We start from the raw sequence: 20,091 nt of genomic DNA, 5'->3' as shown, positions 1-20,091 counted from the left end.
TAAAACCCCCGCACGCACGCGCTCGCGTGCGAACTCACCCAGTAGGGGCACGTTTCGCCGTCTCTCCGCGGCGCTGTGACCGTCCTCGACTCGCCGGTTCGGTCGCTCGTCATCGGTCGCTCCGTGGCCTGTAAGAGAGTAACACTCACACTTTCACTTTCACCGAGCCGTCGTGCAACATTTAACCCCTCCGGGGGTAGAAGGGGGCAGAGAATGACCTCGTACCAGTCGACACTCGCCGAGGGGGAGGGGATCGCAGAGGAGCTGGCGGAGGCCCAGCGGTCCATCTCCATCGCCGAGTTCTTCGAGAAGAACCGTCAGATGCTCGGGTTCGACTCGGGCGCGCGGGCGCTGGTGACGGCCGTCAAGGAGGCCGTCGACAACGCCCTCGACGCCACCGAGGAATCCGGTATCCTCCCGGACATCTACGTCGAGATTCAGGAGAACGACGACTACTACCGCCTCATCGTCGAGGACAACGGCCCCGGGATCACCAAGGAGCAGATTCCCAAGATCTTCGGCAAACTGCTCTACGGCTCCCGGTTCCACGCCCGCGAGCAGAATCGCGGTCAGCAGGGGATCGGTATCTCCGCGGCCGTCCTCTACTCCCAGCTCACCAGCGGCAAGCCCGCCAAGATCACCAGCCGCACCAAAGGCAGCGACGACGCAAAATACTTCGAGTTGACCATCGACACGGACTCCAACGAGCCCGAGATCGAGGGCGAGGACACGACCTCGTGGGACCGGCCCCACGGCACCCGGATCGAACTGGAGATGGAGGCGAACATGCGCGCCCGCAACCAGCTCCACGACTACATCAAACACACCGCGGTCGTCAACCCCCACGCGCGACTGGAACTCCGGGAACCGCAGGAACACTTCAAGTTCGAGCGCGCGACCGACCAGCTCCCGGAGGAGACCGAGGAGATCCGGCCCCACCCCCACGGTGTCGAACTGGGCACCCTCCAGAAGATGCTCGACGCCACCGACTCCTACTCGGTGTCGGGCTTCCTGCAGGAGGAGTTCACCCGCGTCGGCGGGAAGACCGCCGACAAGGTGATCGACAACTTCCGGGACCGGCACTTCGGTCGCGAGATGGCCTGGAGCGCCCCCGCGACACACGAGGAGGCCGACGTGGAGGCGGCGGTCTCCGAGGCCGTCGCCAACAAGGGCGCAGACGCGACCGCCGAATTCGCCGAATCGGTGGCCGCCGAGATCGACGACGCCGGGTCGGTCACCCACTCGCGGGTGCAGGGCATCGTCGAGACGGTCGCCGAGGGCGTCGAAGACGAGTACGGCACGACCTTCGGCTCGACCGTCCGGGAGAAGGCCGTCGCGGCCGCCTGGGACGCGGTCACCGACGAGCGAACCGGCGACATCTACGCGCTGGTCGACGAGGCCACCACGGACCGGAAGGACGACGCCCACGTCCAGGGGCTGGCCGAGCGCATCGCCGCGAAGTTCGAGGACGAGGACACTCCCCACGACCGGCTCACCCGCGATCAGGTCGCGGACTACGTCGACCGGGCCGCAGACGCGACCGAGGAGTACGACGAGGCCACCTTCGGCGAGACGGCCCGCGAGAAGGTCGTCGACGCCATCTGGGAGCGGATGGCGACGGTCCCCGACGAACCGCCGAACATCGGGGCCATCGACGACGACCGCGACACCGCCAGCGAACTCCACGAGGCGATGCGCGAGACGGACATCATCGCGCCGCCGACGGACTGTCTCTCCCCTATCTCCGACGAACTGGTGCTGGAGGGACTCAAGAAGGAGTTCGACGCGGACTTCTACGCGGCCTCGACCCGGGACGCGGCCGTCCACGGCGGCGACCCGTTCATCGTCGAGGCGGGCATCGCCTACGGCGGTGACCTCGAGGAGAGTTCCAGCGCCGACGTGATGCGCTTCGCCAACCGCGTCCCGCTGGTCTACCAGCGCGGCGCCTGTTCGATCACCGACGTGGTCAAGACGATCAACTGGCGCAACTACAAACTCGACCAGCCCGGCGGGAGCGGCATCCCCAACGGCCCGGCGGTCATCATGGTCCACGTCGCCTCCACGAACGTGCCCTTCACCAGCGAGTCGAAGGACGCGGTGGCCAACGTCCCCGAGATCGAGGACGAAGTCGAGCGGGCCATCCGGGAGGCCGCCCGCGACCTGAAGTCCTACCTCAAGAAGCGCCGGTCGATGGAGAAGCGCCGGCGCAAGCAGGACAAACTCGCGACGATCCTGCCCGAGATGGCCGAGAAACTCGAGGAGGTGACGGGCAAAGGCGAGTTGAACATCGACGACTCGCTGGCCCGGATTATGAACAACGTCCTCGTCGACCGCGAACGCGACGGCGACACGGTGCGGCTGATCGTCGAGAACAACGACGACACCAACGCCACCCTGGAGATCACCGACATCGTGAGCGAGGACCCCGGCGAGGTCGAGGGGGCCAACGTCGTCGAGATGGACGGCGAGTACTTCGTGAAGTGGACCGCGGAGGTCAAAGCGGGAACGGAAGCGAGCATCGAGTACAGCGTCGACGGCGACGCGACCTTCGACGTGCAGGTCGAGGGCATCGAAGACGAGAAACTGACTATCAACGCCTGACATGAGTACAGACAGCGATACCCAGAGCGAAAGTGACGCGCGCGAGCAGTTGATCGACCTGGCCGCGGAGTTCTACGACCAGTTCGCCGACGGCGAGGTGCCGACCATGTCGATCCCGACCCGGACGAAGTCCAACATCGAGTACGACGAGGACATGGACGTCTGGGTGTACGGCGACCGAAAGAGCACCCGCAGTGCCAAGACCGTCAGCGGCGCACAGAAGTTGCTGAAAGCCACGTACGTCATCGACTTCCTGGCCCAGCAACTCGAAGAGGACCGCTCGTCCACCCTGCGTGAGCTCTACTACCTCAGCGAATCGTTCGACCACGAGGAGGCACAGTTCAACAGCCAGGACGAGTCGAACCAGCTGATCGAGGACCTCGAAATCGTCTCGGACGTGCGCCGCGAGGAGTTCCACATGCGCCCCGAGGAGTCCGGGGCGACCGTGATGGGTCCCCTGCTCATCCGCGAGCAGACCCGGCGGGGCGAACGCGAGATCCACTGCCAGGAGGACGTGGGCGAGGGCGGCTACCAGATCCCGAACAACCCCGACACAATCGAGTTCTTGGACAACGACGCCGACTTCGTACTCTGCGTGGAGACCGGCGGGATGCGCGACCGGCTGGTCGAGAACGGATTCGACGAGGAGCACAACGCCCTGATCGTCCACCTCAAGGGTCAGCCCGCACGGGCGACCCGGCGGCTGACCAAGCGGCTCCGGGACGAACTCGGCCTCCCCGTCACCGTGTTCACTGACGGTGACCCCTGGTCGTACCGCATCTACGGCTCGGTCGCATACGGGTCGATCAAGTCCGCCCACCTCTCGGAGTACCTGGCGACGCCCGACGCGCAGTTCATCGGCATCCAGCCCGCGGACATCGTGGAGTACGACCTGCCGACCGACCCCCTCTCGGATTCGGACGTGAACGCGCTGGAGTCGGAACTGGAGGACCCGCGATTCCAGACCGACTACTGGCGCGAGCAGATCGAACTGCAACTCGACATCGAGAAGAAGGCAGAACAGCAGAGCCTGGCGGCGCGGGGCCTGGACTTCGTGACGGACACGTACCTGCCGGAGCGACTGGACGCGATGGACGTGATCTGACCGGCTTGCTGCTCCTGTTCTACCCGTCCAGGACGACCGGCACGCCGCGACTCGCCACGTCGGCGGCGAAGGCTTCGGCGTCCGTTTCGATTGCCTCGAACGTGTCGTAGTGGATCGGGAGGACGAGCCCAGGGTCCATCGCTTCGGCGAGGTCGGCGGCCGCTTCCCGGTCCATCGTGAAGGTGCCACCGATGGGTGGCAGGAACAGGTCCACGTCGAGTTCGGCGTGTCCGTCGAGTACGTCGGTGTCTCCCGGCCAGAAGACGGTGGTGCCGTCGACGGTGAGCAGGAAGCCACAGCCGAAACCCTCGGGATGAATCGGCTCGCCGCTGGCGTCGGTGTGGGGGCCGTCGGCGTGGTTGTACGCCGCCGTCGTCCGGACGATCACGTCACCGACGAGGTCGTCGAGTTCGGCGTCGACCCGGCGGGTGTCGTGGGGCAAGTCTCGAACCGCCGTCACGTCGCGGTCGGTCTCGCTGTGGTGGACCGCGTCGTAGACCAGCACCGTCGCGTCGTCGCGGGCGACCCGCTCGATTCCGTTGCTGTCGTAGTGGTGGACGTGGCTGACACAGACAATGTGGCCATCCCCGGCGTCGTACTCGTCCAGCACGCCGTACCGACCAGGGTCGAGGTAGACCACGGTCCCGTCGGGTGCCTCGATGCGGACGGTCGCGTACCCCAGCCAGTCGACCTGGAGGTCGTCGAAGTGGACGGTCATACCGGACGGTTCGGTCGGCGCTGGAAAACCCGTGTCGGTTCACTCGCCGTCGGCCAGTCGCTCGACGCGTTCCAGCGTGTCCGCACTCTCCGGGTCCTTGTCTTCGCGGACGCCGAGATAGCGGGGGAATCGGAGCGCGTAGCCCGAGGAGTACGTCGGCGAGGTCTGGATCTCCTCGTAACCGACCTCGAAGACCACGGCGGGGTCGATGGTCACGTCCTTGCCGTCCTCGGACAGCACGTGCGGCTCCAGCAGGTCGGTCAGGTCGGCGAGTTCCTCGTCGGTGATCCCCGTCGCGACCTTGCCGATGGTCTCCAGGTCGTCGGGGCCGGCACGCACCGAGAGCTCGAAGGTCCCCAGGAACTCCGCCCGGCGGCCCTCGCCCCACTCCGCGCCGGTGACGACGCAATCCAGCGTCTCCACGTCGGGTTTTCGCTTGAGCCACTCCTTGCCGCGTCGACCGGGGGAGTACGTCGACTCGGCGTCTTTCAGCATGATGCCCTCGTGGCCCGCGTCGAGGGCATCGGCCTCGATCCCGGCGATTTCGTCGGGATCGTCGGTGACGGTGGGCGTCGACACGCCCGCATCGAGGATGTCGGTCAGCCGGTCGTGGCGCTCGACCAGCGGCGTGTCGAGCATGTCCTCGCCGTCGGCGTGGAGACAGTCGAACGCCCACAGCTGGACCTCGACCTCCTCCCGTGCCTTCGCCACGTCGTGTTTGCGCCGGAAGCGACGCAGAACTTCCTGGAAGGGGAGCGGGTCGCCCGCGTCGTCCACGGCCACGACCTCGCCGTCGAGAATGGCCGGGACGGCGAGGTTCTCCTCGACGAACGCGACGACTTCCGGCAGGGGGTCGGTCACGTCCTCCATGTTCCGGGAGAACAGCGACACCGAGTCCCCGTCGTAGTGGACCTGCACGCGAGCGCCGTCGTACTTGGTCTCGACGGCGACTCGCTCCCACGCGTCGACGGCGTTGGTGACCGTCCCGGCCTGCGCCAGCATGGCCTGGACCGGTCGCCCGACTTCCAGATGCAGGTCCGCGAGGCCCGACTCGCCCTCGTCGCGTGCGACGGTGGCGACCAGGCCGTAATCGTTGGTCACCTGGAGCGCGCGTTCGACGGCGTCGACGGGCACGTCGAAGGCTTCCACGATGGCGTCTCTGACCGTCCCTTCGCCGACGCCGATGCGCATCTCCGAGAGGACGATCCGCGCGAGATAGCGCGCCTCCGCGGGCTCACAGCGATTGAACAGGCCAAAGAGCAGGTCGAGCTTGCGGTCCTGACTGCCGGACCCGGCCGCCGCCGCGAGGTCGCGCAACTCGGATTCGACCTCGGCGACGGTCAGACCGGCCTGGCCGCCGCCGTCGCCGAACGCGCCCAGGCCCTGCTGGCCGCCGAAATCGTACTCCGCGGCCACGTCGCCCACGTCGCCGACCGCCGCGACTCGGGACTCCACGTCCTCGGCCGAGACGTTGTGGCCCGCCGCGCGAGCGATCGCGGTATAACAGAGACTCGGGCCGATATCGAGCGTCGTCGACTCGTGTGCGGGAAACACGCGTCCCTGGACGAACCGGGCGACGGTGTCGAGGTCGTCGGTGGCGAGCGCGAACAGATCACGAACGAGCGAGACGATCTCCAGATCGGCCGCAGTCGCCTCTATCTCGTCGGCACGCTCGGCGAACACGGCGAATTCCATCGACACGCAGTAGCCGCGACCGGGTGTTAAAACGTCCGGAGTCGGCGGGTCATCGATCCCGGAAAAGCGGGTGGCCCCGGTAACGGGGTCGGCGAGTGGCCGGGCGGCGACGGTAGTCGCGACTTACTCTCCAGCGCTGGTCCGTTCGTAGGCCGCGCCGAGTCGGTCGACCATCCGGTGGATCGGCAGGTTGACGCCGAATCGACTCGTGACGAACGCGACGGGCATGAGCGCGATGCCGAGCATCAGGCTCAGTTGGTACAGCGCGAACAGCAGGCCACTGTGCAGGCGGGTTTCCATTGTCCTCGTCTGTGCCTGGGTCCATCGGTATATATAAACATTCCTTCTGTATCAGAATCATAATCGTCTTTTCTACGAGTTCGTGACGCTCCCGTCTTGCGATTCAATTCCAGTTGGGGAAACGACAACCGGAGGCGCGTCTCGTCGGCCGCGAACGGTAACACGGAGATAATCGACGCCAGTCGGTGCCATAAGTTATGGCCATTATCGAAGTCACGTGCGCATCTGTCGCGGAGACGCGAGCGAATCACAAGACACGTGGGGGTGGGGGCCCGACGGGTAGATATGAACTATCTCGTAGCGATGGAAGCCGCCTGGTTGGTTCGAGACGTGGAGGACATCGACGACGCTATCGGTGTCGCGGTCAGCGAAGCGGGCAAGCGCCTCAACGATCAGGACATGGACTACGTCGAAGTCGACGTGGGGGCGACGGGCTGTCCCGCCTGTGGCGAACCCTTCGACTCGGCGTTCATCGCCGCCGACACCGCGCTCGTGGGCCTGGTGCTGGAGATGAAGGTCTTCAACGCCGAGAACACCGAACACGCCCAGCGGATCGCGAAAAGCGAGGTCGGCGGTGCCCTCCGTGACGTGCCACTCTCCGTCGTCGAGACCATCGAGTTCGAGGAAGACGAGGAAGCCGACGCCTCCGCCGGCGCCTGACGACTGGGCAACCTTTTTGTATTACCCTTGGTTATCGAGCTGTATGGAGTTACCGACCCCTGAGGATCTCAAGGACCGCCGCAAGGAGGTGGATCTGACCCAGAGTGAACTGGCAGAGCGTGCGGACGTGTCTCAGCCACTCATCGCTCGGATCGAGGGTGGGGACGTGGACCCGCGGCTCTCGACGCTCCGGCGGATCGTCAACGCGCTCGAAGAAGCGGAGGGCGGTATTCTACGCGCCGGCGACCTGATGCACAGCCCCGTCTACGGCGTCGAACCCGACGACAGCGTGATGACGGCCATCGAGGTGATGAACCAGGAGGGCTACTCCCAGTTGCCCGTCGTTCGGGACGACTACCCCGTGGGAATCGTCGCCCACAGCGACATCCGCCACTCCGACGAGGACGACCCCGGCGAACTCCCCGTTGCCGAAGTGATGCGCGAGTCCATCACCACCGTCACGAAAGACGCGACCGTCGACGAAGTGGACACTCACCTCGACCATCACGAGGCCGTCATCGTCATCGAGGACGCCGAGATGGTCGGCATCATCACCGACGCGGACGTGGCCGCCAACATCAGCTAACCCGATCAGGATCGTGGGTTGCCCTGCTTACCGGTCCGGTTCGAGGGCGTCGGTCACGACCTGTCGTCTGTACCTCGCGACGTGATATCTGGTCAGTACCACCGACATCGCCACCGCGAGCAGTGCCAGAATCAGTCCGAACGCGAGCGGCCCGTCGTTGAACAGTCCACCCAACACCTGCAGGAGTGCGAACGCGGGTAGGCCGAGCGTAAAGAGACTGGTTCGGAGCGGGAACGCACGCGCCATCGCCAGGAACGCGTCCCGCTCGTCGGAGAGGTCCTCAGTCATGTGTGTCGAGCAAGCGGCAAGGGGACACATAGGCACTTCGGATCCGGGTACTCCCAGCTTACTTCCCAGCGAACGGATCGATTCGACGGCGGTCCCTACAACTCCAGTCCGCGAATCGCGACCGCTTGCTCGCCGTCCCGCACGTCGCCGATGACCCGACCGTCGGTCTCCGCGACCAACGACTCGGCGTCCTCGGGAGCCAGCGCCGCCACGCCACCTTTTTACAGCGGGGGGATTCGCCGAGGGCGAACCCCCCTTGCAAAAACGTGGGCGAAAAACGACCTGCCGACTCGCACCTCCGGCGCTCGTCGGCAGTGAACCGCGCTCACTCCGTTCCCGCGGATGCTACAACTCCAGTCCGCGAATCGCGACCGCTTGCTCGCCGTCCCGCACGTCGCCGATGACCCGACCGTCGGTCTCCGCGACCAGCGCCTCGGCGTCCTCGGGAGCCAGCGCCGCCACGAAGCCAGTTCCCATGTTGAACGTGCGGTGCATCTCCTCGTCGGCCACGTTGCCCTCCTCCTGGACGAACTCGAAGACCGGCTGGGCCTCGAAGGGGTCGGTGATCTCGTAGCGGAAGTCGCCCATCCGGGTGAGGTTCCCCCAGCCACCCCCGGTGACGTGGGCCGCCGCGTTGGTGTCATGGTCCCGGAGCGGGTCGAGCAGATCCGTGTAGATCCGGGTCGGCTCCAGCAGTTCCTCGGCGATGGAGCGGTCAGGATTCGGCGGGAACGGGTCGGTGTACGCGTGGTTCTTCGTGACTGCCTGCCGAGCCAGCGTCAGGCCGTTGGAGTGGATGCCGCTGGAGGGGAACCCGACCAGTCTGTCGCCGGCCTCGGCCTCGCCGGGGAACAGCGCGCCCTTCTCGGCCAGTCCGGCGCAGGTCCCCGCGATGTCGAGTCCCTTGACGACTTCGGGCATCACGGCCGTCTCGCCGCCGACGAGTTCGACGCTGGCGCGGTCCGCACCCTCCGCGAGCCCCTCGCCGATCTGTTCGCTGGTCTCGTCGTCGGGTTCCGCCACGGCGAGGTAGTCGACGAACGCCACCGGGCGCACGCCCGCCGCGACGAGGTCGTTGACGTTCATCGCGATGCAGTCGATACCGATGGTCGAGTAGTCGTCGATGGCCTCGGCGACGAGGAGTTTCGTGCCGACGCCGTCGGCCGCCAGCGCGAGGTAGCGGTCGCCGATGTCGAGCAGGCCCGCGAAGTCGCCCTCGAACCCCTCGGTCGCGCCGATCAGGGCGGCCGTCGCCGCCTCGCTGGCGTCGATGTCCACCCCGGCCTCCGCGTAGGTCATCCCGTCGTCAGCGTCGTCGGTCATACCCGAGTTCGCGCCCGGCGCGCGCAAAAGCCCGTCGGTCGCAGGCGGCTCAGCTCGCCCGCCCCGCCGAGTAGATCCGCCACTGCCCGTTCTCCGGCCGCAGCTCGATCCGGACCCGATTGCTCCGCTCCCGGTCGCCCCCGGCCGGGGAAACGATCACCGTGACATCGACCGTCGCGGAGTCGGCTCCCCCCTCGACCAGCGTCACGTTCTCGGTCGCTAGCGACGCGTCCTCCATCGTATCGGCCGCCTGCTGGGTCACGTCGATGCCCACCGCCTCGCTGTGGAGTCGGGCGTTGGCCGCCTCCCGGTCGCCGGCGTTCAACGCCGCGTAGAACTCGGTGACGACGACGGTTGGATCACCGGTCGGACGGGGCCCGGGACCGGAGTCGGGGGTCGGTTCCTCCTCCGTCGCCTCGTCGCCCGGTGCCTCGCCCGTGTCGTCGACCGGTTCGACCGAGTAGAGCCGCCACTCACCGGCCTCGGTCCGGAGTTCGATCTCCAGTTCCCGGGTGACCTGTCGATCCGTATCCGCAAACGCCGCGTCCAAGGTTGTCCGGACCACGGCCCGACCCTCGCTCCGCTCGACTACCTCGGTGGAGCTCGCAGTGACTGACCCCTCGTCGAGGCTCCCGTACTGTTCTTCGGTCACGGGCGGCTGCGAGGTCTCGTTGTGCAACAGCCCGTTGGCCACGTCGAATCGACCCGCATCCAAGGCGGCGTAGAACGTCTCGACCGCCGCCGCAGGTCCGTCGCCCCTGTCCCCTCCGTCGTCTTCGTCGTCATCGTCGTCTGCTTCGGGATCCGAACTACCACTACCGCCGCTCCCGTCGAGTACGTCCTGACACCCACTCAGTGCGGCGATGCCGACGAGTCCGGCGAGATAGCCCCGCCGTGATGAGTTGTTCACAGGGATGGTTGCGATACCCGGGGTATAAACCCCGGATCCGTTCCATCCGCCGAACCGCCGTCAGAACAGGCCGAAGCCGAACAGCGCCCACAGCCCGAGCGCCAGCGACGGGACGAATACGGCGACGAACACCGGGAGACTCCACTCCTTGACCGTGTTCCCGTCCAGCGGCCCGAACGGGATCATGTTGAACGCGGCGAGAAAGAGGTTGATCGTCAGCCCGAGACCACCGATGGAGCCGAGGAATCCCCCGGCGAAGAATGCCAGCGGCGCGAACAACGCCGCCAGGACGAGATTCGTCACCGGTCCGGCCAGCGCGATCAGGCCGTTCTGTCTGAGCGTCGACCGACCCTGATGGTAGACCGCGCCGGGTGCGGCAAAGAGGAAGCCGATCAGCGCCCCCATGATCGCGACGAACAGCATGCTGTAGTCCGCGCGGAACTCGGCGATCTTGCCGAAGCGGATCGCGACGACCTTGTGCGCGAGTTCGTGGAGCAGGAAGGCCACGCCGACGGTGAGAAAGCTCAGGCCGAACGTCTGGACTGCCTGTGGGATCGAGAAGCCACGGAATCCGGGGAGCAAGAGGATGCTGAACGCGACGCTCAGCGCGACCCAGGCGGCCCCGAGATCCAGCAGTTCGCGGGTGGAAAACCGGATGTTCACGTCACCAGCCCCCAGAGCAGGCGGGCGCTGTTCTCCGCGCCCTGAGCCATCAGCCCGACGACCTCGCCGGTCGAGCCGATCTCGGCGAAGAAGTACGGCAGGAGGACGAAGCCAAAGAGGCCGCTGGCGATCATGCTCCCGACGTTGGTCATCGCGACGATCAGGATGAGTCTGAACAGCGGCACGTCGTACATCCGGCCGAAGATGTCTCGCACCGGGGCCTCCTCGTCGCTCATGATCTCGTTGAGCGTGTTGATATCGCCGATGTTGACCGAGGTGTACCGGAGTTCGACGTAGCCGGCGAACCAGCCCGGTGCCAGCAGCGGGTTGAGGCTGGTCAGCCAGGCGACGGCCCCGCCGACGGTCGCGCTCTGCCAGTGTGCCCCCGCGAGTTTCGCCAGTCCGAACGCGATGATTCCGTTGATCAGGAACCACGAGCCGAAAATCTGGATCAACAGCCCGGTCGAGATGCCCTCGACGCCGGTCGCGACGGCCATCACCAGTAGCGCGAAGATGACCAGGAAGCCCAGCGTGAACAGGTAGCCAAAGAGCTTGAACAGCGAGAACCGGCGGCCCGACTCGACGCCGATCAGCGACTCCATCGGCGGGAGGGTCTCCGGGTTGTCGAGGTACTCCTCGATTCCCGCCCGGTGACCCGCGCCGACCACCGCGACGACCGAGTAGCCCGCGTTGCGCAACTCGACGAGGTTGTGCGCGATGTAGGCGTCGCGTTCGTCGATCAGCGCCTCCGCGCCCCCGGGGGAGAACCGGCGGAACTCCTCCATCATCGCCGAGACCACGTCCGTGTTCGTCATCTCGGACATGTCCAGGTCCTCCAGATCCTCCTCCTCGCCAGAGCCCGAGAGCAGGAGGGCCAGCGGCATCCCGACGGCCAGTCCGATGGTCACCACGAGCGCCAGGCCGTCGAGGACGCCGACGAGGATGCCCGGGACGAACGCGACGCCGCCCAGCAGGAGCGGGCCGGCGAGCAGTTCCAGCGGGATCGCCAGGAAGAACCCGATCATGAAGCCGAAGGTCATCCCGGCCACGATGGGGTCGGCGACGCCGGCCATCAGCCCGCCCAGTAACTTGATCTTCTCTAACCCTGTGAGGCGGGCCCAGAACCGCTGGATCGTCGTCTGGATGTCGCGGTCGACCAGCGCGACCCCGAGTCCGAACTCCTCGGCGGTGTCGACCGCGGCCATCATGTCCGCGCCGGGGTCGACGTCGAACTGGTCGCCGAGTCGGGCCTGCACGTAGGACAGCATCCAGTAGGCCAGAAACTGGAAGACCGTGTTCCCGCCCAGCAGGTCGCTCGGGTCGAGGTCGTCCGGCGTCTCGCCTTTGAGCTGGCGATACCGCCCGTCGTCGAGTTCGACGGCGACCACGTCCGGCCGCTGCTCCTCGATGGTCTCCTCGACCTCGCGGACGCTGTCCTCGGAGACGTGGGCGGTCCCCAGTACCGTCACGCTCCCCTCCCCCGACGGGGCCGACGGGTCCGACGGCGTCGGTGCCGACCGTTCGCTCATTGCCCCGTCATAGACAACCCCCCGTCTTACGATTGTCGGGACGACAACGCCCGCCCCGCGAGCGACGGCTCGGAAGACTCTTTTCCCGCCGAAGGAAATCCCGGGCAAATGCCGGATCTGATGGACACCTACATCGAGAACCGCAAGATGATCCAGCCCAACCACGCCAACAACCTCGACACCACACACGGCGGGAACGTCCTGAAGTGGATGGACGAAGTGGGCGCGATGTCCGCGATCCGTTTCGCCGGCAGCGACGTGCTGACCGCCCGGATGGAACAGACCAACTTCCGGGGTCCCATCCCGGTCGGCGAGAACGCCCTCATCGAGAGCTACGTCTACGAGACAGGGACGACGAGCATGCGCGTTCGGGTGCGGACGTTCCGCGAGGATCTCCGGACCCCCGAGACCGAGTTGACCACCGAGTCCCACCTCGTCTACGTCGCCATCGACGAGGAGTTCGAACCCCGGAGCGTCCCGGAGTTGACCGTCGACAGTGAGCGCGGCGAGGAACTGCTGGAAGCCGCCAGAGCCAGCGACGAGAACAACGACCACGTCGAGTGAGGCCGGCCGCCCCCGTCAGTTCCGAGGGTGGTCCTTTTCCCCGCCGGCGTCCTATCGTCGGTCATGGGACTGGATGTGGACACCCCCGAGCCACCGGAACTCGAAGCGTTCGACCCCAACGAGTACGACGACGCCGAGGTCGTCGGCGACACGGACTTCCGCCGCGACGAGATCGAGGAGTTCCTCCATGACGGGGCCTGGGACCGGGCGTTCGGTGAGTGGACCGACCACACCGATCTCGACACCGAGGAGTACGCCATCGTGACCGACCTCGGCCTGATCGAGCGGTTCGACTTCTTCTGGGACTCACACGCCGACCGCGTGGGATATCACGCGCCAGGACTGCCCGAGGACTGGAAACAACACGATCTCCACCCCGATCTGGACTCGTGGGGGACCGTCTCCTCGATCAACGCCGAACTCACCGAACTCGGCCAGATCGTCTGTGACGTGCTGAAAGACGACTACATCGACTGGGAGACCGACTACGAACCACCCGAGGACCTCCCCGATTTCTGATTACTCGCGCGGGACCGCGATGTTGCGTACGTCCCCGCCACACCCGTCACAGCTCGAAATGTGATCGTCCGTTCGGATTCGACCGTTACACTCCACACATTCGTACACCGATTCCCCCGGCTGGTACGGGTCGATCCCATTCATGCGAGCTACTGACAAACGAACCAAAATAACCCTTTCGTTCCGACTCACCACCCGGTTCGCCGGGATCGTGGGCGGGGGATTCGACGGCAGTCGGGACCTTCTTAACGGGTGCCTGCCCTCCTGTTACACATGGCAGAGGTCATCCCGCCGACGGAACGGGTCTGCGAGCGCTGTGGCCGTCACGACCGCTGGGACGAGGAGCGCGACACCTGGATCATCGTCACCGAGGACGACGAGAAAGCAGTCGGGAACCCCCACTGTCTCCACGAGTGGGACATCAACGGCGATTACAACCCCTTCGAAGGGTAACTGCGTTCCACGACGCGGCCACGTTCTCGCCAGTTACACACGCCGACCGGCAGGTTTTCCCGCTACTCTGTGGTACCAGTTATCATGGCTATAGGCTGTAAACTCTGCCGGCATCGACTGCCCGACACCGGTCACGACGCCGACTGCACCTGCGGCTGGTGGCTCGACCGTAACTGTAGCGAGAACCACCGGAAGTGGTGTCCCCACGACGGGGAAGACAGCTGGATCGGAGCCGTCGAAATCTGACCGTCGCAACACGTTTTTACCTGCTTCTCCTGCGTTCGGGTATGCCGACAGTGTTCGTGACTGCGCCACCGGACGAGGCCGCGTCCCTCGCGGAAACGCTCGTCGAGGAACGGTTCGCCGCCTGTGTGAACCGGTTTCCCTGCCGGTCGACGTACCGCTGGAACGGCGAGGTTCACGCCGACGACGAGGAGATCCTGCTGGTCAAGACCACCGAGAGCGGCTACGAGGACGCCAAAGAACGCATCGCGGAGTTACATCCCTACGACGTACCGGCTATCGAGCGGTTCGACGACTCCGGCGTCTCCGCCGAGTTCGCCGACTGGCTGCAGGAGTCTGTCGGCCCGACGGAGTGACCGCCCTGCCCACGTCAGTCCTCGTCGGGGATGTGTGCGTCCGCGATAGGCTCGTCCGTCTCGGCGTGTTCCCGGGCGATCTCGACGTACTGGTCGCCGGCGTACTGCCAGATGGAGTCCTCGACTTCCTTGACCACTTCCGCGGGCTGACCCGCGACCAGCACCGACTCGGGTACGTCCGTGTCTTCAGTGACGACGCTGTTGGCTCCGACCAGACTCTCCGCACCGATGGTCGAGCGATCCAGGACGATGGCACCCATCCCGACCATCGCGCGTTCTTCGACGGTCGAGGCGTGGACGATGGCGTTGTGCCCGACAGTCGCGTACGGACCGATCTCGACGCCCTCGTGGAGCGTCGCGTTGTCCTGTACGTTCGCGCCCTCGCGGAGGACGATCTCGCCGTGGTCGCCACGGAGCACGGTTCCGGGCCAGACGCTGGCGTCGGCTTCCAGCGTCACGTCACCGATGACCGTGGCCGCCGGGTCGACGTAGGCGGAGTCGGCGATGGTCGGTTCGACACCGTCGAATGCTCTGATCATCGTGCGTGCTGTCCGACCCCAGCGACAAAAACGACCCGGCTCAGCTCCCCTTCTCGACGCTGTACCAGTCACCGTCCCAGCCGTAGGCGTACTCGATGACGGCCTTGATCGCGGTGAGGCTGTACAGCGGGACGATCACGGGGACGACGAGCCAGGCCCAGCCGAGGCGGTCGACCGAACCGACACGCCAGTCGTGGAATCGGACCGCGGCCGTCACGCCGATCACGGCGACCAGCGGCGGGACGAAGTAGCCCTCCATCCCGACCAGAAAGAGGACGGCGAACTTCGAGAGGATGGTCAACAGCAGGAAGCTCCCGACGACCGTTCCCGCACAGATCGCGGCCGACGTGAGATTCCGCATCTTCCGGATCGGGCGCGCGTTGGCCACCAACTTGTGGAGGACCTGTACGTATCCGGTCATCCAGCGTTTGCGCTGGCCCCACCAGTCCCGCAGGGAGTGTGCCGACTCGATCCTGGAGGGATGGCCGAGTTGCTCGTCGACGTCCAGGTGATTCTTGTAGCAGGTGTACGCGAAGTCGAAGTCCTCGGTCAGCATCTCGGTATCGTAGCCGCCGGTGATCGAAAGCGCCGCGCGACGCATCACCACGGCACGACTCGCGGCCATCCGGAACTCCGTGAACACGTAGAGCAACCGTCGGCCGACGTAACTCAACAGGACCGACTCGTAGTAGGCCAGTTCCTCGACGAGACCGTCTGGCTGGGGGACCGTGCGGCCCTGCACGACGTCACAGTCGTCGAGGCGGGCGACCGCCTCCGGCAGGAACTGCGGATCGACAACCTCGTCCGCGTCGAAGACGGCCACGTATTCCCCCTCGGTCTCCTCGACGGCGTAGTTGATCGCGCCGGCCTTCGAACCTGGGTAGCGCGTGTTGACCAGCGCGGACACGCCCTCGCGGGTCGCGAGTTCGCGGGCGCGTTCGCGACTCCGCTCGTCGTCTTCCTCGGTGACGATCAGTACTTCGAGGTCCTCGTACTCGCTCGCCAGCAGGCTCTCGACACTCCTGTCGAGGACGTTCGCGTCCCGGTACACCGGGACGATAGCTGTGACGGTGTCGCCAGCGTACACCGGTTCGGGATCGGCCTCGCGGAGGAGCGACCACAGGAAGGTGATTCCCGACAGACCGATGAACCCGGTGAACAGCAGACTGGAGATCACCGCCTGGAGGAGGACCACGGCCAGGACGACGAATGCGAACTCGAACCGGATCGTGCCACCCAGCGCCACGTTCCCCTGGACGAACCCCCAGGCGAACACGCCACTGGTCACCCCCACGAAACTGATCCGGTCGAGCCAGCGTCGTATCAGTTCCATAGCTCTCCGATTCGGACATGTCGATAGAACCGTAAATGTATCTATCGGTCGACCAACAACCGCCGCCCAGCTGCGGTCACGGGTGGTTTCGATCCGGTCGGAATCCGGACCTGTCAACGAGTTCGTCGTGACAGGCGTACGCGCTCCGTCCGACGGACGTTCTCGAAACCGGTTCTATCCCCGCTATATATGGGGGGTTCCGGTTTTCAAATTTCGTAACTGACGCGGTGGACTTATTTCGGATGTTCGATGAGTAGGGTGTATGCCAGCAAACGGACGTGACATCGCCGTCTTCGTCGTCGGGCTCGCGGTGGCCGGTATGGCCCCGATTCTGGCGTTCCCGACGCTGGAGTTCTCCCCGATGCTCGCGCAGGTTTCCGCGCTCGCGGGTGGCGTCCCGATCCATCACATCGGGGTCGTCGTCCTCGTCGCGCTCGTGGCGGCCGCCTGGGTCGACACGGGTCTGCGTGAGGGACCGAACGAACACGAACACTGGGACTGACGGACAACAAACGGAGACTGATTGCGAAAGAACGTCGTCGGGTTCTCAGGGAGCCACGATGCCAGCGCCGCTTGCGGGTTCCGCGATCAGCGACTGACTCTCCGAGTCGTTGGTCGACGTGTTGGTCGAACCGTCACTGCCGGAGGTGTCGCCGGTCGTGCCGTCATCGCTGGTCTCGTTGGTCGTGCCGTCACTGCTCGTGCCGTTCGTCGACTCGTTGCCATCCGGCTGGGGCTGGCTGAGGTTGGTCCGCTCCAGCTCGACCTGCACGGGCGAACTGTCCTCGCCGATGACCTTCGCTTCGCTCACGTGGGCCGTGGCGTTGTACATGTAGCTCGAGCTACTCCCCAGGTTCCGGTACACGTTCGTTCTGATGGAGTACGGCCCCGTGGCTTCGACAGCAACGTCCGTGTAGCCCTGTTCGGGCCCCCAGTTCTCGTAGCCCGTCGTCGAGTACGGTACCGTCATGGAGAACTCGCCGTCCGGCCCCGTCTGGACGCGCTGGATGTACCGGAACGTCGAGTTGCCGCTGTTCATCTGCATCTGAGCGGATGCGATCACCGTCCGGTTTTCCGGCCCGGTCCCCTCGATGGTCGCCCCGGGGACGCGCTCGAACACCTTGGTCCAGGGGGGCGTCGATCCACGACCGAGGAGGATGCTCTGGATGCCCTGCAGTTCCGCGCGACTGGAGTTCCGGAACTCGCCGATCCCACCGGCCAGCGAGGTCGCCTCACGCTGGAATCCGCGGGTGTACGGACTCCCGGTCTGGAACGCGGACGTGTTCGAGTTGTAGACCAGCCGATAGTGGCTCAGGGCCTCGACGGCCTCCGGCGGGTTCGGGCCGACACCGCCGACCTGTGCAGTGCCGTCTTCCTCGACGTAATCACGCGCTTCCTGCATCGAGTTGAACACGCGGTACGGCTGGCTCTCCTCGCTGGTCGGGAGCACCTTCAGTTCGCCGCCCCGGGTCTGTCTGGTGTTGTAGTCCATGACGACCGGCCTGGGCTGGCGACTGCTCCCGTGGAAGTGCCACAGCCGGTTGACCATGCTCTCGTAGTAGCGCTGGGTCTTGAGGTTGTACCCGACACGGGGCTGTCCGGTACCGATGTCGATCACACGGCTGTAGTAGTCCGTCGCCGTCGTGCTCTCGTTGAACACGATGGGCGCGAAGAACTTCCCGCGCGAGAGCCGCGAGTACGTGTTGACCATCTTCCAGTCGATCATGACGTACCGCGTCTCGGCGTCGTCCTCGCTGACCTGTTCGATCACGTCGTTGGCCTGCTGTTCGTTGGGTGCGAGCAGGAAGTTCGCCGCTTCGGCCGCGCCCTGCTGGAACGGGTTGGCGTTCGGGATCCGCTCCGCCCGCTGTGTGATCCAGTGGCCGTAGTCCCACCAGGACATCACGCCGTAGGCACCTTCGTCGTAGTCGTAATCGTCCTGTCTCGGGAACGGTTCCGTGAACTGCATCTGGTTGTCGGCACCGCCGTAGGTCCCCGGAACCGGCGTGTTGTTCTGCATCCATCCGAGGCTGTCCGTCCAGCCGACCACGCCGGCACTCGGCCCCGCCTGGCTGCCTGCCTCCATCGCGGTCGTGGAACCGCTGGTCATCGGCACGACCATCGGTGCGATCACCAGGATCAACACCGCCATGATCGTCAGTACCTGGAACGTCTCGACCTCTTCGAGCGAGCCCGTCGGGGAGACGTACTTCGCGATCAGGGCGATGACGTAGGCGTTCACCACGGCGACCGGGAGCGTGAGGTAGTACCCGAACCGGACCTGGGTCAACGTCGCCAGCAACATGATGACCGTCCAGATCATCACGAAGATCGTCTCGGCTCGGCGCTCGGTCCCACGGACGTGGCTAGCCAGCATCACCACGATGCCGGCGAAGGCACCGAACCAGGCCAGCCCGTAGCTCCCGAACAGACGCGGGAGCAGATCGCCCAGCGGGAGCGGCTGTGCCTCACCGATGGTACCCGCCTGCGCCCCGCCGCCGAGGCCGATGAACCGCTCGGTGTTCTTGACGATGTACCCGAACACGTCGGGCAGCACCACGGCGGTCACCACTGCCACTGCCGCGATGGCACCGAACACGGCCGCCGGATACGCCCACCGATCCACGTCGGCGTCGTCGACCTGTCGGGCCAGCCACGCCATGAACACGGCCCCTGCGGCCACCGCGAACGCGAGCAACGGCTGGATGAACGTGAAGTCGACCGCCGTCAACTCGAACGTGCTGAGCGGGACGAACGAGAGCAGACCCGTGACGACGAGCGCGACCGCACCGACGAACGCGATGTGTTCCGGACTGCGACCGCGGAGATAGTCGAGGTTCAGCTGGATGACGAGGAAGATACCGAAGATACCGACCAGCAGAATCGCGGGCGGCCACACCCAGATGTACAGGGCCATCGCGACGCCTGCGAGTGTCGCCCAGCCGACGGGCCGACGGAGCGCGTCCCACTCGCGGTTGACCACGAGTTCCCAGACCGGCATCTCCTCCTCGGCGACCGCGACGGCGACCATGATCGCCAGCACGGCGGTCATCTGGAGGAGGGCCTCGGCGACGTGGTGGTCGGAGAAGCCGACGATACTGCGGCTGAGGAAACTCCCCGAGGAGAGCGCGAGAATCAGCACACTGACGAGGCCACCGAACCGCCCGCCGAGTCGCTTCCCGGCGAAGTAGACCGGAATCGCCACGAGCGCCCCGAACACGGCCGGCGCGATCAGCACCGTCATCGCGACAGTCTGATCGCTGGGGTTCCCGAGGCCGACGATCAGCGCCACCGTCGCGATCAACTGGTCGAACAGCGTCCCGAACTGGCCCGAGGAGGTCCCGTACGGGAAGTACGTCCACGGATCGAACGGCATCGTCTGTGGCCAGTTGTTCACGACGTACTGGGTCTGCCTGTAGTGATACCACGCGTCGTTACCAGAGAAAAACACCTGTCCGCCCCTGACGAAGTTACTCCAGCTTTGCACCCGGACCCACAGCATGAACCCGAGCAACGCGACCAGAGTCGGAATATGATACCAGTCTTGGACATCTCCGAGGACTGTGCCGAAGTCGTAGTCCTCGAAGTACCCCCGGCGTTGACTCATTGCCCGGGGTAAAAACGAACGCGGGGATAAGCTTTGTCAAATCGTCTTCTTCTCGCCCGCCCTACAGTGGTTGTGATACCGTTCAGAGAGTGCTTCTAT

At 65.6% G+C, this 20,091-nt stretch carries 22 protein-coding genes; 10 read left to right on the top strand and 12 right to left on the bottom strand.

Annotation, left to right across the window (positions count from 1 at the left end):
- Positions 1-213 precede the first annotated feature (213 nt).
- Complete coding sequence (locus ACOZ4N_RS06045) at positions 214-2,601, top strand: DNA topoisomerase VI subunit B (protein WP_424019030.1); 2,388 nt, start codon at positions 214-216, stop codon at positions 2,599-2,601.
- Between the two features lies 1 nt (position 2,602).
- Positions 2,603-3,706: a DNA topoisomerase IV subunit A gene (locus ACOZ4N_RS06040; protein WP_424019029.1), complete on the top strand. Its 1,104-nt coding sequence runs from the start codon at positions 2,603-2,605 to the stop codon at positions 3,704-3,706.
- A gap of 19 nt (positions 3,707-3,725) precedes the next feature.
- Here ACOZ4N_RS06040 and ACOZ4N_RS06035 read toward each other — a convergent pair whose 3' ends face one another.
- The 3 genes from ACOZ4N_RS06035 to ACOZ4N_RS06025 all read right to left on the bottom strand — a co-directional run bounded on the left by ACOZ4N_RS06035 (position 3,726) and on the right by ACOZ4N_RS06025 (position 6,419).
- A complete protein-coding gene (locus ACOZ4N_RS06035; protein ID WP_424019028.1) occupies positions 3,726-4,424 on the bottom strand; it encodes an MBL fold metallo-hydrolase in 699 nt (232 codons plus the stop codon).
- A gap of 39 nt (positions 4,425-4,463) precedes the next feature.
- The gene (gene ligA / locus ACOZ4N_RS06030) at positions 4,464-6,119 is read right to left on the bottom strand and encodes an ATP-dependent DNA ligase LigA (RefSeq protein WP_424019027.1); all 1,656 of its coding nucleotides are present in this window, start codon (positions 6,117-6,119) and stop codon (positions 4,464-4,466) included.
- A gap of 123 nt (positions 6,120-6,242) precedes the next feature.
- On the bottom strand, positions 6,243-6,419 hold the full coding sequence (locus ACOZ4N_RS06025) for a hypothetical protein (RefSeq protein ID WP_424019026.1): 177 nt from the start codon (positions 6,417-6,419) through the stop codon (positions 6,243-6,245).
- A 285-nt stretch (positions 6,420-6,704) separates the two neighbouring features.
- Between ACOZ4N_RS06025 and ACOZ4N_RS06020 the strand changes: the two genes are divergently transcribed.
- Positions 6,705-7,079, top strand: coding sequence for a DUF555 domain-containing protein (locus tag ACOZ4N_RS06020; RefSeq protein WP_092687222.1), 375 nt, complete (start codon positions 6,705-6,707; stop codon positions 7,077-7,079).
- Between the two features lie 43 nt (positions 7,080-7,122).
- On the top strand, positions 7,123-7,665 hold the full coding sequence (locus ACOZ4N_RS06015) for a CBS domain-containing protein (RefSeq protein WP_424019025.1): 543 nt from the start codon (positions 7,123-7,125) through the stop codon (positions 7,663-7,665).
- 27 nt (positions 7,666-7,692) lie between these two features.
- Here ACOZ4N_RS06015 and ACOZ4N_RS06010 read toward each other — a convergent pair whose 3' ends face one another.
- The 5 genes from ACOZ4N_RS06010 to ACOZ4N_RS05990 form a co-directional block, all read right to left on the bottom strand.
- Positions 7,693-7,953 (bottom strand): hypothetical protein, encoded by a 261-nt coding sequence (locus ACOZ4N_RS06010; RefSeq protein WP_424019024.1) that lies wholly within the window; start codon positions 7,951-7,953, stop codon positions 7,693-7,695.
- Between the two features lie 345 nt (positions 7,954-8,298).
- On the bottom strand, positions 8,299-9,276 hold the full coding sequence (gene purM / locus ACOZ4N_RS06005; RefSeq protein ID WP_424019023.1) for a phosphoribosylformylglycinamidine cyclo-ligase: 978 nt from the start codon (positions 9,274-9,276) through the stop codon (positions 8,299-8,301).
- A gap of 49 nt (positions 9,277-9,325) precedes the next feature.
- A complete protein-coding gene (locus ACOZ4N_RS06000) occupies positions 9,326-10,186 on the bottom strand; it encodes a hypothetical protein (RefSeq protein WP_424019022.1) in 861 nt (286 codons plus the stop codon).
- 60 nt (positions 10,187-10,246) lie between these two features.
- Positions 10,247-10,843: a metalloprotease gene (locus ACOZ4N_RS05995; RefSeq protein WP_424019936.1), complete on the bottom strand. Its 597-nt coding sequence runs from the start codon at positions 10,841-10,843 to the stop codon at positions 10,247-10,249.
- A 2-nt stretch (positions 10,844-10,845) separates the two neighbouring features.
- The gene (locus ACOZ4N_RS05990; protein ID WP_424019021.1) at positions 10,846-12,378 is read right to left on the bottom strand and encodes a TraB/GumN family protein; all 1,533 of its coding nucleotides are present in this window, start codon (positions 12,376-12,378) and stop codon (positions 10,846-10,848) included.
- 108 nt (positions 12,379-12,486) lie between these two features.
- Here ACOZ4N_RS05990 and ACOZ4N_RS05985 point away from each other — a divergent pair, with 108 nt between their 5' ends.
- Positions 12,487-12,942: an acyl-CoA thioesterase gene (locus ACOZ4N_RS05985; RefSeq protein WP_424019020.1), complete on the top strand. Its 456-nt coding sequence runs from the start codon at positions 12,487-12,489 to the stop codon at positions 12,940-12,942.
- A 63-nt stretch (positions 12,943-13,005) separates the two neighbouring features.
- Positions 13,006-13,461, top strand: a complete 456-nt coding sequence (locus tag ACOZ4N_RS05980; RefSeq protein WP_424019019.1) for a hypothetical protein — start codon at positions 13,006-13,008, stop codon at positions 13,459-13,461.
- Here the strand turns inward: ACOZ4N_RS05980 and ACOZ4N_RS05975 are convergent, their stop codons facing one another.
- Positions 13,462-13,605 (bottom strand): rubrerythrin-like domain-containing protein, encoded by a 144-nt coding sequence (locus ACOZ4N_RS05975; protein ID WP_424019018.1) that lies wholly within the window; start codon positions 13,603-13,605, stop codon positions 13,462-13,464.
- 129 nt (positions 13,606-13,734) lie between these two features.
- Between ACOZ4N_RS05975 and ACOZ4N_RS05970 the strand changes: the two genes are divergently transcribed.
- From ACOZ4N_RS05970 to cutA, 3 genes are all read left to right on the top strand, one after another.
- Positions 13,735-13,914: an HEWD family protein gene (locus ACOZ4N_RS05970; protein ID WP_424019017.1), complete on the top strand. Its 180-nt coding sequence runs from the start codon at positions 13,735-13,737 to the stop codon at positions 13,912-13,914.
- Between the two features lie 84 nt (positions 13,915-13,998).
- Positions 13,999-14,160 carry a hypothetical protein gene (locus ACOZ4N_RS05965; RefSeq protein WP_424019016.1) on the top strand — a complete coding sequence of 54 codons (162 nt, stop codon included), beginning with the start codon at positions 13,999-14,001 and terminating at the stop codon, positions 14,158-14,160.
- 41 nt (positions 14,161-14,201) lie between these two features.
- Positions 14,202-14,513, top strand: coding sequence for a divalent-cation tolerance protein CutA (gene cutA, locus ACOZ4N_RS05960; RefSeq protein WP_424019015.1), 312 nt, complete (start codon positions 14,202-14,204; stop codon positions 14,511-14,513).
- Positions 14,514-14,527: 14 nt separating this feature from the next.
- On the opposite strand, the gene ACOZ4N_RS05955 is transcribed toward cutA, so the two are convergent.
- Both ACOZ4N_RS05955 and ACOZ4N_RS05950 read right to left on the bottom strand, forming a co-directional pair.
- Positions 14,528-15,052: a gamma carbonic anhydrase family protein gene (locus tag ACOZ4N_RS05955; RefSeq protein ID WP_424019014.1), complete on the bottom strand. Its 525-nt coding sequence runs from the start codon at positions 15,050-15,052 to the stop codon at positions 14,528-14,530.
- A 40-nt stretch (positions 15,053-15,092) separates the two neighbouring features.
- On the bottom strand, positions 15,093-16,385 hold the full coding sequence (locus ACOZ4N_RS05950) for a glycosyltransferase (RefSeq protein ID WP_424019013.1): 1,293 nt from the start codon (positions 16,383-16,385) through the stop codon (positions 15,093-15,095).
- A 262-nt stretch (positions 16,386-16,647) separates the two neighbouring features.
- On the opposite strand from ACOZ4N_RS05950, the gene ACOZ4N_RS05945 reads away from it, so the two are divergent.
- Positions 16,648-16,887 carry a hypothetical protein gene (locus ACOZ4N_RS05945; protein WP_424019012.1) on the top strand — a complete coding sequence of 80 codons (240 nt, stop codon included), beginning with the start codon at positions 16,648-16,650 and terminating at the stop codon, positions 16,885-16,887.
- 45 nt (positions 16,888-16,932) lie between these two features.
- Here the strand turns inward: ACOZ4N_RS05945 and ACOZ4N_RS05940 are convergent, their stop codons facing one another.
- Positions 16,933-19,992 carry an oligosaccharyl transferase, archaeosortase A system-associated gene (locus tag ACOZ4N_RS05940; RefSeq protein WP_424019011.1) on the bottom strand — a complete coding sequence of 1,020 codons (3,060 nt, stop codon included), beginning with the start codon at positions 19,990-19,992 and terminating at the stop codon, positions 16,933-16,935.
- Between the last annotated feature and the right edge of the window lie 99 nt (positions 19,993-20,091).

Source organism: Halorientalis pallida, assembly GCF_049605515.1.
Lineage (GTDB): Archaea > Halobacteriota > Halobacteria > Halobacteriales > Haloarculaceae > Halorientalis > Halorientalis pallida_A.
Note: the sequence above shows the minus strand (reverse complement) of the source record. Positions and strands in the feature narration are given on the sequence as shown.

What these genes read in the sequence shown, in the direction of transcription:
- ACOZ4N_RS06015 (WP_424019025.1), top strand. Translation starts at nt 7,123, where the DNA reads ATGGAGTTACCGACCCCTGAGGATCTCAAGGACCGCCGCAAGGAGGTG.
- ACOZ4N_RS06045 (WP_424019030.1), top strand. Translation starts at nt 214, where the DNA reads ATGACCTCGTACCAGTCGACACTCGCCGAGGGGGAGGGGATCGCAGAG.
- ACOZ4N_RS05940 (WP_424019011.1), bottom strand. Translation starts at nt 19,992, where the DNA reads ATGAGTCAACGCCGGGGGTACTTCGAGGACTACGACTTCGGCACAGTC.
- cutA (WP_424019015.1), top strand. Translation starts at nt 14,202, where the DNA reads ATGCCGACAGTGTTCGTGACTGCGCCACCGGACGAGGCCGCGTCCCTC.
- ACOZ4N_RS05950 (WP_424019013.1), bottom strand. Translation starts at nt 16,385, where the DNA reads ATGGAACTGATACGACGCTGGCTCGACCGGATCAGTTTCGTGGGGGTG.
- ACOZ4N_RS06010 (WP_424019024.1), bottom strand. Translation starts at nt 7,953, where the DNA reads ATGACTGAGGACCTCTCCGACGAGCGGGACGCGTTCCTGGCGATGGCG.
- ACOZ4N_RS05970 (WP_424019017.1), top strand. Translation starts at nt 13,735, where the DNA reads ATGGCAGAGGTCATCCCGCCGACGGAACGGGTCTGCGAGCGCTGTGGC.
- purM (WP_424019023.1), bottom strand. Translation starts at nt 9,276, where the DNA reads ATGACCGACGACGCTGACGACGGGATGACCTACGCGGAGGCCGGGGTG.
- ACOZ4N_RS06020 (WP_092687222.1), top strand. Translation starts at nt 6,705, where the DNA reads ATGAACTATCTCGTAGCGATGGAAGCCGCCTGGTTGGTTCGAGACGTG.
- ACOZ4N_RS06035 (WP_424019028.1), bottom strand. Translation starts at nt 4,424, where the DNA reads ATGACCGTCCACTTCGACGACCTCCAGGTCGACTGGCTGGGGTACGCG.
- ACOZ4N_RS05945 (WP_424019012.1), top strand. Translation starts at nt 16,648, where the DNA reads ATGCCAGCAAACGGACGTGACATCGCCGTCTTCGTCGTCGGGCTCGCG.
- ligA (WP_424019027.1), bottom strand. Translation starts at nt 6,119, where the DNA reads ATGGAATTCGCCGTGTTCGCCGAGCGTGCCGACGAGATAGAGGCGACT.
- ACOZ4N_RS05980 (WP_424019019.1), top strand. Translation starts at nt 13,006, where the DNA reads ATGGGACTGGATGTGGACACCCCCGAGCCACCGGAACTCGAAGCGTTC.
- ACOZ4N_RS06025 (WP_424019026.1), bottom strand. Translation starts at nt 6,419, where the DNA reads ATGGAAACCCGCCTGCACAGTGGCCTGCTGTTCGCGCTGTACCAACTG.
- ACOZ4N_RS05955 (WP_424019014.1), bottom strand. Translation starts at nt 15,052, where the DNA reads ATGATCAGAGCATTCGACGGTGTCGAACCGACCATCGCCGACTCCGCC.
- ACOZ4N_RS05990 (WP_424019021.1), bottom strand. Translation starts at nt 12,378, where the DNA reads ATGAGCGAACGGTCGGCACCGACGCCGTCGGACCCGTCGGCCCCGTCG.
- ACOZ4N_RS05985 (WP_424019020.1), top strand. Translation starts at nt 12,487, where the DNA reads ATGCCGGATCTGATGGACACCTACATCGAGAACCGCAAGATGATCCAG.
- ACOZ4N_RS06040 (WP_424019029.1), top strand. Translation starts at nt 2,603, where the DNA reads ATGAGTACAGACAGCGATACCCAGAGCGAAAGTGACGCGCGCGAGCAG.
- ACOZ4N_RS05975 (WP_424019018.1), bottom strand. Translation starts at nt 13,605, where the DNA reads ATGAATGGGATCGACCCGTACCAGCCGGGGGAATCGGTGTACGAATGT.
- ACOZ4N_RS05965 (WP_424019016.1), top strand. Translation starts at nt 13,999, where the DNA reads ATGGCTATAGGCTGTAAACTCTGCCGGCATCGACTGCCCGACACCGGT.